Origin of the sequence: Leclercia sp. M-A074-M (genome assembly GCF_965195605.1) — a bacterium.
GTDB lineage: Bacteria > Pseudomonadota > Gammaproteobacteria > Enterobacterales > Enterobacteriaceae > Enterobacter.
On sequence record NZ_CBDAHM010000001.1, the window covers coordinates 165,548 to 179,286 of the forward strand.

The following is a 13,739-nucleotide window of genomic DNA, read 5'->3' on the forward strand; positions in this document are numbered from 1 at the left end:
GACTATCTGGTTTGCTCACACAGAGGGGCTAAAAACGAGTACAACTCACGCGATGTAAAATGGTGAGAACCATACTGGCGCACCGGCACAACAGGCATCAGCGCATTGCATACGACGATCTCGTCAGCATCGATCAGCGCAGCCTCGCGCGCCTGCACTTCGACCACGCGAAATCCGGAGTGCGCCAGTTGCCGCAGACAAAACTGCCGCATCAGGCCGTTAACGCCAGCCTGATCCAGACAGGGGGTAAACACATCCTTACCCTGCCGCCAGAATAAATTCGCCGCACAGCATTCCGTAATGAACCCTTCGCTGTCAAGAACCAGCGCTTCATCGGCGTCGGTCTGTTCAAGATGGGAGCGAATCAGCACTTGCTCAAGCCGGTTGAGGTGTTTTATCCCCGCAAGCTGCGGATTACGTCCCAGCCTCACCGGGCTTAATGCCAGGGTAATGCCTTCCTTGCGCCAGCGATCGTAATGGGCAGGCCAGGCTGATACCGACAGAATGCGAGCCGGATCCAGGCAGCCAGACGCGCTGTATCCTCTTCCGCCGCTTCCCCGGGTAATAATGACTTTTAATACGCCCCGATCGACGCCCTGCGCCTGGCCTGTCATTTCATCTTCTAACGCTGCCCACTGGACAAAGGGAATGAACAGTTTTTCACAGGCCGTCCGCAATCGTTGCAGATGTGCCTCAAGTAAACAGACCCTGCCTTCGACAATGCGGGCCGTCGTGAAGCAGCCGTCACCAAACTGAATCGCCCGGTCACTCGCCGGAAGCTGTGCCTGCTTTATACCATTTATCAAGAACATGGTGGCTCCTTTAAGATGGTCGAATAGTCTGGCAGGAAGGATGGCTCTGGACAAGGGAAGAAAACTGAATAAAAAAGGCCCGACAAGCGGACCTTTTTTTACTGCACTAACGACTGGTTAGCGTCAGACCTTTTTAAAGATCAGAGAGCCGTTGGTGCCGCCAAAGCCGAAGGAGTTACACAGGGTGTACTCCATACCGCTGACCTGACGCGCTTCGTGCGGAACGAAGTCCAGATCGCAACCTTCATCCGGATTATCCAGGTTGATGGTTGGCGGAACAGCCTGGTCGCGCAGCGCAAGGATGGAGTAGATAGACTCTACTGCACCCGCCGCACCCAGCAGGTGACCGGTCATGGATTTGGTTGAGCTGACCATGACGCGGCGGGCTGCATCGCCAAACACAGACTTAACGGCCTGCGCTTCAGCGATATCGCCCGCAGGCGTTGAGGTACCGTGCGCGTTCACATAGCCAATCTGACCCGGCTCGATACCCGCATCACGGATAGCGTTAACCATGGCCAGCGCAGCACCTGCGCCATTCTCCGGCGGAGAGGTCATGTGATAGGCATCGCTGCTCATGCCGAAGCCAACGACTTCTGCATAAATTTTCGCGCCGCGTTTCTTCGCATGCTCGTACTCTTCAAGTACGACCATACCGGCACCGTCACCCAGCACAAAACCATCACGGTCTTTATCCCACGGACGGCTAGCCGCCTGAGGATTATCGTTGCGGGTAGACAGCGCACGCGCTGCACCGAAACCGCCCACACCCAATGGGGTGCTGGCTTTTTCTGCCCCACCAGCAACCATCGCGTCAGCATCGCCATAGGCAATCATACGCGCCGCCTGGCCGATGTTGTGCACACCAGACGTACAGGCAGTTGCAATCGAAATGCTTGGACCGCGCAGGCCATACATGATGGTCAGGTGACCTGCCACCATGTTAACAATCGTTGACGGAACGAAGAACGGGCTAATCTTACGTGGACCACCATTGACTAAAGAGCTATGGTTTTCCTCAATTAAGCCAAGGCCGCCAATCCCGGAGCCAATAGCGGCGCCAATACGGGTTGCGTTCTCTTCCGTAATTTCAAGGCCAGAATCCTGCATGGCCTGAACGCCAGCGACAATTCCATATTGAATGAAGGCATCCATCTTGCGCTGTTCTTTGCGCGAGATGATCTCTTCACAGTTAAAATCCTTTACTAAGCCAGCAAATTTCGTTGCATAGGCGCTAGTATCGAAATGGTCGATTAGGCTAATGCCACTCTGACCGGCAAGGAGAGCTTTCCAGGTGGACTCTACGGTATTGCCGACAGGAGATAACATGCCAAGTCCGGTCACAACTACACGACGCTTAGACACGCTTGTCCTCCAGGGAGGGATAAAAAAAGAAAAACGAGGGACTACAAAAGAAAAAACTCAGGCGGTCGAATGACCGCCTGGAGATGTTCACTTACGCCTGGTGACCGTTGATGTAATCAATGGCAGCCTGAACGGTGGTGATTTTCTCAGCTTCTTCGTCCGGAATCTCAGTATCAAACTCTTCTTCCAGAGCCATTACCAGCTCAACGGTGTCAAGAGAATCTGCGCCCAGGTCTTCAACGAAAGAAGCATTGTTGGTCACTTCTTCCTGCTTAACGCCCAGCTGTTCGCCGATAATTTTCTTAACGCGTTCTTCGATAGTGCTCATACTCTTAAATTTCCTATCAAAACTCGCTTTCGCGATGGTTTTCGTAGTGTATAAAATGTTGAAAAATTTGCAACTAAATCCCGGCAGGTCTTACCACGATTTTACGTTATTTTGAGGCCAATGCCCCCAATAACGCAAATATTTTCGATCGTGATTAAACCATGTACATTCCGCCGTTGACGTGGAGAGTCTCACCAGTGATGTAACTCGCTTCGTCAGAGGCTAAAAATGCAACCGCGCTGGCGATTTCTTTAGGGTCGCCTAAACGACCCGCTGGAACTGCCGCCAGCGTACCCGCACGCTGCTCATCGGTCAGCGCACGCGTCATGTCCGTTTCAATAAAGCCCGGAGCAACAACGTTTACAGTAATTCCGCGGGACGCAACTTCGCGCGCCAGCGACTTACTGAAACCGATCAGGCCTGCTTTCGCCGCAGCGTAGTTTGCCTGACCAGCATTTCCCATGGTACCAACCACAGAACCGACAGTGATAATACGCCCATGACGCTTCTTCATCATAGCTCGCATTACCGCTTTTGACAGACGGAACACAGATGACAGGTTGGTTTCGATAATATCGTTCCACTCATCATCTTTCATTCGCATCAGTAAGTTGTCACGAGTGATTCCGGCATTATTGACCAGAATATCCACTTCGCCAAATTCTGCGCGAATATTTCCCAGAACAGATTCGATAGATGCCGGATCGGTCACATTCAACATCAGACCTTTACCGTTCGCTCCCAGATAGTCACTAATAGCCTGCGCGCCATTTTCGCTGGTAGCGGTGCCGATCACTGTCGCGCCACGCGCGACGAGGATTTCAGCGATAGCACGACCAATACCACGGCTTGCGCCGGTGACCAGTGCGATTTTTCCTTCAAAACTCATGGTATTCCTCTTCTTACTGCGCAAGTGCCGCTGACAGTGCTTCAGGCTCGTTAATCGCCGATGCAGTCAGGGTATCAACAATACGTTTAGTCAGACCGGTGAGGACCTTACCCGGGCCCACTTCATACAGATGCTCTACGCCCTGCGCTGCCATAAATTCAACGGTTTTCGTCCACTGAACCGGGCTGTAGAGCTGGCGAACCAGCGCGTGGCGGATGGCCTCAGGCGCGGTTTCACATTGCACATCAACGTTATTGACCACTGAAATGGTCGGTGCGCTGAAGGTGATTTTTTCCAGCTCAACGGCCAGCTTGTCTGCAGCAGGCTTCATCAGCGCGCAGTGGGACGGTACGCTCACCGGCAGCGGCAGCGCACGTTTGGCGCCCGCGGCTTTACAGGCTGCGCCTGCACGCTCAACCGCCTCTTTATGGCCGGCGATAACCACCTGGCCCGGGGAGTTGAAGTTCACCGGTGAAACGACCTGGCCTTCTGCGGATTCTTCACACGCTTTTGCGATAGAAGCATCATCCAGACCAATAATGGCTGACATGCCGCCCGTGCCTTCCGGCACCGCTTCCTGCATGAATTTGCCGCGCATCTCAACCAGACGCACAGCATCCGCAAACGCAATCACACCCGCACAAACCAGCGCAGAATACTCACCCAGGCTGTGACCGGCCAACAGCGCTGGCGTTTTGCCACCCTGCTGCTGCCATACGCGCCACAGTGCGACCGATGCGGTCAGCAACGCAGGCTGCGTCTGCCAGGTTTTATTCAGCTCTTCGGCTGGCCCTTGCTGGGTCAGCGCCCAAAGGTCGTAGCCCAGCGCATCAGAAGCTTCACGAAAAGTCTCTTCGATTACCGGAAACTGCTCCGCCAATCCAGATAACATTCCCACGGCCTGAGAACCCTGGCCGGGGAATACAAAAGCAAATTGCGTCATTTTTTTATCCTTTCTAGAAACGAACCAGCGCAGAACCCCAGGTGAAACCGCCACCGAAGGCCTCGAGCAAGACCAGTTGGCCCCGTTGAATTCGTCCATCGCGCACCGCTTCGTCAAACGCGCACGGTACTGATGCTGCAGACGTATTGCCATGACGATCCAGCGTCACCACAACGTTATCCATCGACATGCCGAGTTTCTTGGCTGTGGCGCTGATAATGCGCAGGTTAGCCTGATGCGGCACCAGCCAGTCAAGAGCGGAACGCTCCAGATTATTGGCTTCCAGCGTCTCGTCAACGATGTGTGCCAGTTCGGTCACTGCCACTTTGAAGACTTCGTTACCTGCCATAGTCAGGTAGATGGCGCTGTCCGGGTTGACACGATCCGCATTTGGCAGCGTTAACAGTTCGCCGTAGCGACCGTCAGCATGCAGATGCGTTGAGATGATGCCCGGCTCTTCAGATTGTCCTAACAGGACAGCCCCCGCACCATCACCAAAAATAATGATCGTCCCGCGATCGTTTGGATCGCAGGTGCGAGCCAGAACATCCGCGCCGATGACCAGCGCATATTTCACTGCGCCAGATTTTACATATTGATCGGCAATGCTCAGCGCATAGGTAAAGCCTGCGCAGGCAGCGGCAACGTCAAACGCCGGGCAGCCTTTAATGCCCAGCATGTTTTGCACCTGGCACGCAGCGCTTGGGAAGGCATGCGTGGCGGAAGTGGTCGCAACGATAATCAGACCGATGTCGTCTTTATCGACACCCGCCATTTCCAGCGCGCGCTGGGCGGCTTCATAGCCCATGGTGGAAACTGTTTCATCTGGCGCGGCAATACGACGTTCGCGGATACCTGTACGTGTGACGATCCACTCGTCAGACGTATCTACCATTTTTTCCAGATCGGCGTTGGTTCGCACTTGCTTTGGCAGATAGCTGCCGGTACCTAAAATCTTCGTATACATGTACGCTCAGTCACTTTTTGCTAATACAGATCCCAGGCGAGCGGCAATCCGCTGTGGGACTTGTCGCTGCACCGCCTGCACTGCCTGTTCAATGGCGACGGTAAACGCTCGCTGATTGGCCGCACCGTGACTCTTAATCACAATGCCGCGCAATCCTAACAGACAGGCGCCATTATACTGGTCGGGGTTGAGGTGACTGAATCGCCGCGCCAGGCTCTTTTGTAACCAACGCTTTAATAAAATCAGCCACCATGACCTTTTTTTACCCTCTCCCTGCGATTTAAGCAGAGAAAGAAACATCCTCACCACCCCTTCCATGGTTTTTAATGTAACGTTTCCTGTAAAGCCGTCACACACCAGTACATCCGTCTTCCCGGTCAATAATTCGTTGGCTTCGAGATATCCAATATAGTTGATGGAGTGCTCTTTTTTTAGCCACTCCGCTGCATCACGGATGCTGTCGAGACCCTTGGTCTCTTCTTCGCCAATATTTAATAAGGCAACGCGGGGATGAGAAATCCCCACCACTTCCTCTGCCAGCACCGAGCCCATGACGGCAAACTGCGCCAGCATAACGCTGTCGCAATCGACGTTCGCGCCTAAATCCAGCACTACCGTTTTGCCCTTCTGCTGATGCGGCAGTACCGTCACCAGCGCGGGACGCTCAATACCTTCAATCGGTTTGAGCAGTAATTTTGCTAACCCCATCAACGCGCCGGTATTGCCGGCGCTGACGCAGGCTTGTGCGCGGCCCTCTTTAACCAGTTCAAGCGCGATGCGCATTGAACTTCCGCGGCTGCTGCGGATCGCCTGTGAGGCCCGGACATCACTGGCAATAACTGACTGGGCAGGAATAATCTGCAGACGTGAACGTTGTTCGAAGTCAGCTTTTGCGAGTAATGGCGTGATAGCGTCGGGATTACCGACTAAAAGGAGAGCGAGTTGCGAATTAGAGTTCAGTGCCTGCAATGCTGCAGGCACTGTCACGGAAGGGCCAAAATCGCCCCCCATGACATCTAACGCCAGGGTTAGACGTGTCAAGGTATCGTCGCAGCCTGGTTCGGTATATCCCCGTTTGCACGGGGAAACCCTCACTAAGCCTAATCACGCAAACGCGTGATTACTTAGTGATAACCTTGCGGCCGCGGTAGAAACCGTCAGCAGTGATGTGGTGACGCAGGTGTTTTTCACCAGAAGTCTTGTCTACAGACAGGCTGGTAACTGCGGTCAGCGCGTCATGGGAACGACGCATGCCACGTTTGGAACGGGTTGGTTTATTCTGTTGTACGGCCATGGACCTTACTCCTTAATTACTTACGCTTTAAGCTGGCTAATACGGCAAATGGGTTTGGTTTTTGCGCTTCATCAGGCAGTTCCCCAAAGACCATGTCCGCCTCGGACACTTCACAGTGTTCAGAATCATGCACCGGAACCACTGGCAGAGCGAGGATGATTTCATCTTCAACTAACGCCAGCAGATCGATTTCACCGAATTCGTTAACCTCAATCGGCTCATACGCTTCCGGGAGTGCTTCAGCCTGTTCGTCTGAACGAACCGGACTGAAACAATATGTTGTGTGAACATGAAGTGGGAACGGTTTCCCGCAACGCTGACACTCGAGCGTAACCGAAACCTTTGCATCACCGGTTAATACGGCGAGGCGCTGGTTATCGATAGCGAACGACATGGAGCATTCCACATCACTGTCCACACTGACTACGGATTCGGCAATACGTTCAGCCTGGTCACGGGTATAAATACCTTCGTAATCGAGGCGTTTTTGAGCCGTACGAACCGGATCAAGAGTCAGGGGTAATTTTACCTTTTGCATAGGGCGCGCATATTAACTTTGTAACGTCATAGAGTCAAAGAAAAAGGCAACCTCAGGCTGCCTTTTGCCAATTATTCGCACACATTGCGGCCTGTAGTTTAAAATGGCTGGCATCGATACGCTATATCTGGTGAAAAAAATATGCCAAATCTTATTCTCGCCTCGACTTCACCCTACCGCCGCGTGTTGCTGGAAAAACTTGGCGTACCCTTTGAATGCGCCGCGCCGAACGTGGATGAAAGCCCACAACCCGGTGAATCGCCACGGCATCTGGTGGTACGTCTGGCGCAGGAAAAAGCAAAAAGCCTGGCAGCGCAATTTCCTGACCATCTTATTATAGGTTCCGATCAGGTTTGCGTCCTGGATGGCGCTATCACGGGTAAACCGCATACCGAAGAGAAGGCGCGTCAGCAGCTGTTGAAAGCCCGCGGCAATATCGTCACGTTCTATACCGGCCTTGCTCTCTATAACAGCTCAACAGGCCATTTGCAGACGGAATGTGAGCCCTTCGACGTGCACTTCCGCCATCTCAGCGAACAAGAGATTGATGACTACGTCCGTAAAGAGCGTCCGTTAAACTGCGCGGGCAGCTTTAAGAGCGAAGGGCTGGGGATTGCATTGTTTGAGAGGCTGGACGGGCGCGACCCGAACACGCTGGTGGGATTACCGCTGATTGCGCTGTGCCAGATGCTGCGTCGGGAGCATTACAACCCGTTAATGGCCTAGCCTACTGCTTCGCCCGGCGGCGCTACGCTTGCACGGGCCTACGGTTTCCCAGGCCGGGTAAGCGCAGCGCCACCCGGCAATTAACCGCGCAGAACTTTAAGGCAGCGCTTCAGATGCTCATCCATAGGCGCTTCGATACGCATCACCTCGCCGGTACCCGGATGGGTAAACTTCAGCGCGGCGGCATGCAGAAACAGACGAGACAAGCCCGTACCCGCCAGCTGCTTATCAAACTCACGGTCGCCATAGCGATCGTCGAAGGCGATGGGGTGACCTGCATGCAGGGTGTGAACACGGATCTGATGAGTACGACCGGTCACAGGACTGCAGCGCACCAGGGTAGCGAATTCATAACGCTCTTCGACTTTGAAGCGGGTTTCAGACGGTTTGCCTTCCTGACTCACGCGAACGATACGCTCACCGCTTTGCAGAATGTTTTTCAGTAGCGGCGCCTGGACCACTTTGACATGGGACTGCCACTGGCCGCGCACCAGCGCGAGGTAATCCTTCTGCATCCCCTTCTCACGCAGCTGTTCATGCAGCGAACGCAGCGCCGAACGCTTTTTCGCCACCAGCAGTACGCCGGAGGTGTCCCGGTCAAGGCGATGAACCAGTTCAAGGAAGCGGGCTTCGGGACGCAGCGCGCGTAGGCCTTCGATCACGCCGAAGCTCAATCCGCTGCCGCCGTGAACGGCTATGCCGGAGGGTTTGTTGAGCACCAGGATATGATCGTCTTCATATAAGATCACCTCCGTCAGCGCGGCGACTTTATTCAGATGCGGCGACACCGCCTCCTCTTCCCGCTCAGCTACGCGCACGGGCGGGATGCGCACTTCATCACCCGCTTCCAGTTTGTACTCGGGTTTGATGCGCTTCTTATTCACACGCACCTCACCCTTACGCAAGATGCGATAAATCATACTCTTTGGCACACCCTTCAGTTGGGTGCGCAAAAAGTTGTCGATACGTTGCCCCGCTTCATCATCGGTAATGGCAACCATTTTTACGGCTGGAGTCTCTGTTTTCATGGGGGGCGATTCTAATTATCGGCAGCCATTAGCGCCACTCATTTTTCTATGCTTATATTTAGTTTTACCCGGTTACTGTTTCATTCACGCAATCGATTTGATGGTTATTAAACCAATCGTATGAGAGAAGTGAAAAAACTGTGAGTAACCGGGTGATAATTGGCAAAAGTCATCTTGCTATAACCCGGTTAGCAATGGAATAATGCTGCTGTTTTCCGCGTTAAATCCGGGTTTTGTAAGGATCTCGACGGAATGACCAATTTTGTCTGACCGATCATCCACGCAGCAATGGCGTAAGACGTATTGATCTTTCAGACAGTTAGCGGGCTGCGGGTTGCAGTACTTACCGGTAAATGGAATCTTCTCTGGAGAGTTTTACCCAGGCTATTCCCCTGATAATCGCGCTGTATTTCCGTATGAAATACAGGCAACCGACACTTTGCGCCTCTTAAGCGAGCGACAACCGTGAGGTTGGCGACGTGAATAGACACGAGGCCATCGGTTCATACCCCGGAAAGCGTCACCTTGCCCGCAGCTTAGTCGTCAATGTAAGAATAATGAGTAAGTTACGATGAAAAGAATGTTAATCAACGCAACTCAGCAAGAAGAGTTGCGTGTCGCCCTTGTGGATGGGCAGCGTCTGTACGATCTGGATATCGAAAGTCCCGGACACGAACAGAAAAAAGCGAACATTTACAAAGGCAAAATCACCCGCATTGAACCCAGCCTTGAAGCCGCATTTGTCGATTACGGTGCCGAGCGTCATGGTTTCCTCCCGCTGAAAGAGATCGCTCGCGAGTACTTCCCTTCCAACTATAATGCCCATGGCCGTCCTAACATCAAAGATGTTCTGCGCGAAGGTCAGGAAGTTATTGTCCAGATTGATAAAGAAGAGCGCGGCAACAAAGGCGCTGCACTGACTACCTTTATCAGCCTGGCAGGCAGCTACCTCGTGCTGATGCCAAACAACCCGCGTGCGGGAGGTATCTCTCGCCGTATCGAAGGGGACGACCGTACCGAACTGAAAGAGGCGCTGGCAAGCCTGGAGCTGCCAGACGGCATGGGTCTGATTGTCCGTACCGCAGGCGTGGGCAAATCTGCCGAAGCGCTGCAGTGGGACCTGGGCTTCCGTCTGAAGCACTGGGAAGCGATTCAGAAAGCCGCTGAAAGCCGCCCTGCTCCGTTCCTGATCCACCAGGAAAGCAACGTTATCGTGCGTGCCTTCCGCGACTATCTGCGTCAGGACATTGGCGAAATTCTGATTGATAACCCGAAAGTGCTTGAGCTGGCCCGCCAGCATATCGCTGCGCTGGGTCGTCCCGATTTCACCAGCAAAATCAAACTGTACACCGGTGAGATCCCGCTGTTCAGCCACTACCAGATTGAATCGCAGATTGAATCCGCCTTCCAGCGTGAAGTCCGTCTGCCATCCGGTGGTTCTATCGTTATCGACAGCACCGAAGCGCTGACCGCCATCGACATCAACTCCGCCCGTGCAACCCGCGGTGGCGATATCGAAGAGACGGCCTTCAACACCAACCTGGAAGCGGCCGATGAGATTGCCCGCCAGCTGCGTCTGCGTGACCTGGGCGGCCTGATCGTTATCGACTTCATCGACATGACGCCGGTACGTCACCAGCGCGCGGTGGAAAACCGCCTGCGTGAAGCGGTGCGTCAGGATCGTGCACGTATCCAGATCAGCCATATTTCCCGTTTTGGCCTGCTGGAGATGTCCCGCCAGCGTCTGAGCCCGTCACTGGGTGAATCCAGCCACCACGTCTGCCCACGCTGTAGCGGTACCGGCACCGTGCGTGACAACGAATCGCTGTCCCTCTCTATCCTGCGTCTTATCGAAGAAGAGGCGCTGAAAGAGAACACCAAAGAAGTTCACGCCATTGTGCCTGTGCCGATTGCCTCCTACCTGCTGAACGAAAAACGTGCCGCGGTAAGTGCGATCGAAGCCCGTCTGGGCGGTGTACGCTGCGTGATCGTGCCTAACGATCAGATGCAGACCCCGCACTACTCCGTGCTGCGCGTGCGCAAAGGCGAAGAGACCTCCACCCTGAGCTACATGCTGCCTAAGCTGCATGAAGAGGCGATGGCGCTGCCGTCCGAGGAAGAGTACTCAGAGCGTAAACTGCCTGAACAGCCTGCACTGGCAGCGTTTGTGATGCCAGAAGCACCGCCTGCGCCAGCGCAGGAGACCGTGGCGGCTAAACCTGCAACCAAACCGGCGGCAGAAGTGAGCCAACCGGCTGAACAGCCAGGTCTGCTGAGCCGCTTCCTCAGTGCGCTGAAGAAGATGTTCGCGGGTGAAGAGCCGCAGCCTGCCCCGGCACCGGTTGAGAAGAAAGAAGAGAAACAGGAGCGTTCCCCGGATCGTCGTAAGCGTCAGAACAACCGTCGTGACCGCAATGAGCGCCGCGATAACCGTTCAGAGAGCAACGAAGGCCGTGAAGGCAGCGAAAGCCGTGACAATCGTGATAACCGCGAAGGTCGCGAGCGCCGTGAAGGACGTGACGAAAACCGTCGCAACCGCCGCGAGAAGCCGCAGCAGAACGCGGAAGAGCGTGAAATTCGCCAGCCGGTCAGCGAAGAGTCTGACAAAGGCAGACAGCGTGATGAGCAGCAGCCGCGCCGCGAACGTAACCGTCGTCGTAACGATGACAAACGTCAGGCCCAGCAGGAAGTTAAAGCGCTGAATCGCGACGAAGAGACCGCTCAGGATACTGAACAGGAAGAACGCGTTCAGGTGATGCCGCGCCGTAAGCAGCGTCAGATGAACCAGAAAGTGCGTTTCCAGTCTCAGGCTGAAGAAGCTGCGGTTGAAGCGATCGCACCACAGGCCGAGCCTGCACAGCGTACCGAGCTGGCTAAAGTTGATCTGCCTGCGGTGATTGAAAACGCACCTGAGCAGGAAGAAAATGCTGAAGGCCGTGAAAACGCCGGCATGCCGCGCCGTTCACGCCGCTCTCCGCGTCACCTGCGCGTGAGTGGTCAGCGTCGCCGTCGTTATCGTGACGAGCGTTATCCGCTGCAGTCGCCAATGCCGCTGGCTATTGCCTGTGCCTCCCCAGAAATGGCATCAGGTAAAGCCTGGATCCGTTATCCGGTAGCTCGCCCTCAGGAGCCACAGTTTGAAGAGCAGACCGTCGCTCAGGAAACTGCGCTCCCTGTTGCGCCAGTCGAAGTTGAAGCGATCGCTGACGCTGCTGCCGTTGTGATCCCAGAGCCGCAGGTGGCTGAAGTTGAAACTTCACATCCGGAAGTGATTGCTGCGCCAGTGACAGAACAGCCGCAGATCGTCACTCCTGACGATGCGGTCGTCGCGAAGCAGATTGCAGAGGACGCTGCCGTAGCTGAACCTGCTGTCGAACAAGCCGCTGCCGTTGAAACGACTGAAACCACCGAAGCAGCCGTCGAGCCGCAGCCGGTCGCGGAAGTTGAAGTAGAAACGGAAGTTCAACCTGAGATTGAAATCGATGTTGAACCGGTTGAGGCCGCTGAAGTGGAACCTGAAGTCACTGACGTCGCTCACGTCGACGAGCCAGAAGTGAAGCCGGTTCCTGCAGTGAAGCCAGCGCCAGCCGCTCAGGTTCACGCTGAAGCCCATCACGCGACGGCTCCGATGACCCGTGCGCCGGCACCGGAATATGTTCCGGAAGCGCCGCGCCAGAGTGACTGGGTACGTCCGGCATTTGAATTTGACGGTAAAGGCTCTGCGGGGGGGCACAGCGCCACCCATCACGCCACTGCGCCAGCCACGCGCCCACAGCCGGCTGAATAAGCCTGCTTAAGCGCAAAAGCCGACCTTCGGGTCGGCTTTTTTATTGCCTCTGTTCTGGCCTGCGCATCCCTGCGATTTCAGGCATCACCTCTCTCATCATCTCCAGAAAACGACGCAGTCGTGCCGGATAGTAGCGAGACCAGGGATAGACAAGATGAACCGGCAACGCGGCGGGCTGCCAGTCAGGCACCAGATGAATCAGCCTGCCCTCACGGATATCCGCTTCGACAGTCCAGCTTGAGACCACGGCAACACCCAGCCCGGTGAGCGCGCTTTTACGCGCTACGTAGAGGCTGTCGGTACTCAAGCGCGGGGAGATAGCCACCCGCAGCGGTTGTGCGGCTTCCGCACTGAACAGTTCAACATGCTGACGATAAAAAGTATTGAGCGCCACCCAGGGCAGTGCGGAGAGATCTTCCGGTTTTTCTACTGGCGCAAACCGTGCCAGCAGCTCGGGTGACGCCACAATGCTGCGCGGCACCTCGGCCAGCAATACCGACACCGTAGCCGGGTCGATCTCCGCCCCTACCCGGATAGCGCAGTCGATATTGTCACTTAAAAAATCAGCCGAGCGGTCGTTGAGCATCCACTCCACATTGAGTCGTGGATAGCGCAGCAGGAACGCCGTTAATGGCTCCAGCAACTGCTCCTGTCCAAAGGCATGCGGCGCACGCACGCGAAGCACCCCGACCGGCTCATCTTCTGTTTGCCCGACTTCATCCTCCAGCGCGTACCAGCTGTCAATGACCCGCCGGGCATGTTGATAGCAGCGTTCGCCGTCATCCGTCAGCTTCATGGCGTGTGTCGTTCGCAGGATCAGGCGCACGCCCAGCAGCGTCTCCAGTGATTGCAGACGACGGCTGACGGTGGCCTGGCTGGTCGCCATCTGCACCGCTGCGGCAGAAAGAGAGCCCGTCTCCACGATGCGCACAAAAGTACGCATCAGCTCTACCCGGTCTATACGTTCCGAACGTTTCATTTTTAATCCGGTTATACGTTACACGTATAAGTGTTTTAACACCGGGCCCGCTACCACCGCAAGGCGTGGTGATAAAGAATAGC

General features: G+C 55.0%; 13 protein-coding genes. 2 read left to right on the top strand and 11 right to left on the bottom strand.

Annotation, left to right across the window (positions count from 1 at the left end; all coding sequences use genetic code 11):
• Window positions 1-2: 2 nt before the first annotated feature.
• The 9 genes from pabC to yceD all read right to left on the bottom strand — a co-directional run bounded on the left by pabC (window position 3) and on the right by yceD (window position 7,136).
• Complete coding sequence (pabC, locus tag ACOKCT_RS00895; RefSeq protein ID WP_420193071.1) at window positions 3-812, bottom strand: aminodeoxychorismate lyase; 810 nt, start codon at window positions 810-812, stop codon at window positions 3-5.
• A 123-nt stretch (window positions 813-935) separates the two neighbouring features.
• Window positions 936-2,177 carry a beta-ketoacyl-ACP synthase II gene (gene fabF / locus ACOKCT_RS00900; protein ID WP_103179094.1) on the bottom strand — a complete coding sequence of 414 codons (1,242 nt, stop codon included), beginning with the start codon at window positions 2,175-2,177 and terminating at the stop codon, window positions 936-938.
• Window positions 2,178-2,268: 91 nt separating this feature from the next.
• Window positions 2,269-2,505: an acyl carrier protein gene (gene acpP, locus ACOKCT_RS00905; protein WP_000103754.1), complete on the bottom strand. Its 237-nt coding sequence runs from the start codon at window positions 2,503-2,505 to the stop codon at window positions 2,269-2,271.
• Between the two features lie 154 nt (window positions 2,506-2,659).
• Window positions 2,660-3,394, bottom strand: a complete 735-nt coding sequence (gene fabG / locus ACOKCT_RS00910) for a 3-oxoacyl-ACP reductase FabG (protein ID WP_420193072.1) — start codon at window positions 3,392-3,394, stop codon at window positions 2,660-2,662.
• Window positions 3,395-3,407: 13 nt separating this feature from the next.
• Complete coding sequence (gene fabD / locus ACOKCT_RS00915; RefSeq protein ID WP_103179092.1) at window positions 3,408-4,337, bottom strand: ACP S-malonyltransferase; 930 nt, start codon at window positions 4,335-4,337, stop codon at window positions 3,408-3,410.
• A 13-nt stretch (window positions 4,338-4,350) separates the two neighbouring features.
• Window positions 4,351-5,304, bottom strand: a complete 954-nt coding sequence (locus ACOKCT_RS00920) for a beta-ketoacyl-ACP synthase III (RefSeq protein WP_103179091.1) — start codon at window positions 5,302-5,304, stop codon at window positions 4,351-4,353.
• 6 nt (window positions 5,305-5,310) lie between these two features.
• Window positions 5,311-6,345, bottom strand: coding sequence for a phosphate acyltransferase PlsX (gene plsX, locus ACOKCT_RS00925; RefSeq protein WP_201304714.1), 1,035 nt, complete (start codon window positions 6,343-6,345; stop codon window positions 5,311-5,313).
• Window positions 6,346-6,424: 79 nt separating this feature from the next.
• Window positions 6,425-6,598, bottom strand: coding sequence for a 50S ribosomal protein L32 (gene rpmF, locus ACOKCT_RS00930; protein WP_003857964.1), 174 nt, complete (start codon window positions 6,596-6,598; stop codon window positions 6,425-6,427).
• 16 nt (window positions 6,599-6,614) lie between these two features.
• Window positions 6,615-7,136: a 23S rRNA accumulation protein YceD gene (gene yceD / locus ACOKCT_RS00935; protein WP_103179089.1), complete on the bottom strand. Its 522-nt coding sequence runs from the start codon at window positions 7,134-7,136 to the stop codon at window positions 6,615-6,617.
• Window positions 7,137-7,277: 141 nt separating this feature from the next.
• Here yceD and ACOKCT_RS00940 point away from each other — a divergent pair, with 141 nt between their 5' ends.
• A complete protein-coding gene (locus ACOKCT_RS00940; RefSeq protein ID WP_156654281.1) occupies window positions 7,278-7,862 on the top strand; it encodes a Maf family protein in 585 nt (194 codons plus the stop codon).
• A gap of 80 nt (window positions 7,863-7,942) precedes the next feature.
• On the opposite strand, the gene rluC is transcribed toward ACOKCT_RS00940, so the two are convergent.
• Window positions 7,943-8,890, bottom strand: a complete 948-nt coding sequence (gene rluC / locus ACOKCT_RS00945; protein ID WP_103179087.1) for a 23S rRNA pseudouridine(955/2504/2580) synthase RluC — start codon at window positions 8,888-8,890, stop codon at window positions 7,943-7,945.
• Window positions 8,891-9,461: 571 nt separating this feature from the next.
• Here rluC and rne point away from each other — a divergent pair.
• A complete protein-coding gene (gene rne, locus ACOKCT_RS00950) occupies window positions 9,462-12,677 on the top strand; it encodes a ribonuclease E (RefSeq protein ID WP_420193073.1) in 3,216 nt (1,071 codons plus the stop codon).
• Window positions 12,678-12,717: 40 nt separating this feature from the next.
• On the opposite strand, the gene ACOKCT_RS00955 is transcribed toward rne, so the two are convergent.
• The gene (locus tag ACOKCT_RS00955) at window positions 12,718-13,656 is read right to left on the bottom strand and encodes a LysR family transcriptional regulator (protein WP_159339146.1); all 939 of its coding nucleotides are present in this window, start codon (window positions 13,654-13,656) and stop codon (window positions 12,718-12,720) included.
• Between the last annotated feature and the right edge of the window lie 83 nt (window positions 13,657-13,739).

Excerpts from the sequence above, each read along its gene's own strand:
- rpmF (WP_003857964.1), bottom strand. The coding sequence starts at position 6,598 with ATGGCCGTACAACAGAATAAACCAACCCGTTCCAAACGTGGCATGCGT.
- acpP (WP_000103754.1), bottom strand. The coding sequence starts at position 2,505 with ATGAGCACTATCGAAGAACGCGTTAAGAAAATTATCGGCGAACAGCTG.
- fabD (WP_103179092.1), bottom strand. The coding sequence starts at position 4,337 with ATGACGCAATTTGCTTTTGTATTCCCCGGCCAGGGTTCTCAGGCCGTG.
- yceD (WP_103179089.1), bottom strand. The coding sequence starts at position 7,136 with ATGCAAAAGGTAAAATTACCCCTGACTCTTGATCCGGTTCGTACGGCT.
- ACOKCT_RS00955 (WP_159339146.1), bottom strand. The coding sequence starts at position 13,656 with ATGAAACGTTCGGAACGTATAGACCGGGTAGAGCTGATGCGTACTTTT.
- ACOKCT_RS00920 (WP_103179091.1), bottom strand. The coding sequence starts at position 5,304 with ATGTATACGAAGATTTTAGGTACCGGCAGCTATCTGCCAAAGCAAGTG.
- pabC (WP_420193071.1), bottom strand. The coding sequence starts at position 812 with ATGTTCTTGATAAATGGTATAAAGCAGGCACAGCTTCCGGCGAGTGAC.
- rne (WP_420193073.1), top strand. The coding sequence starts at position 9,462 with ATGAAAAGAATGTTAATCAACGCAACTCAGCAAGAAGAGTTGCGTGTC.
- rluC (WP_103179087.1), bottom strand. The coding sequence starts at position 8,890 with ATGAAAACAGAGACTCCAGCCGTAAAAATGGTTGCCATTACCGATGAT.
- fabG (WP_420193072.1), bottom strand. The coding sequence starts at position 3,394 with ATGAGTTTTGAAGGAAAAATCGCACTGGTCACCGGCGCAAGCCGTGGT.
- ACOKCT_RS00940 (WP_156654281.1), top strand. The coding sequence starts at position 7,278 with ATGCCAAATCTTATTCTCGCCTCGACTTCACCCTACCGCCGCGTGTTG.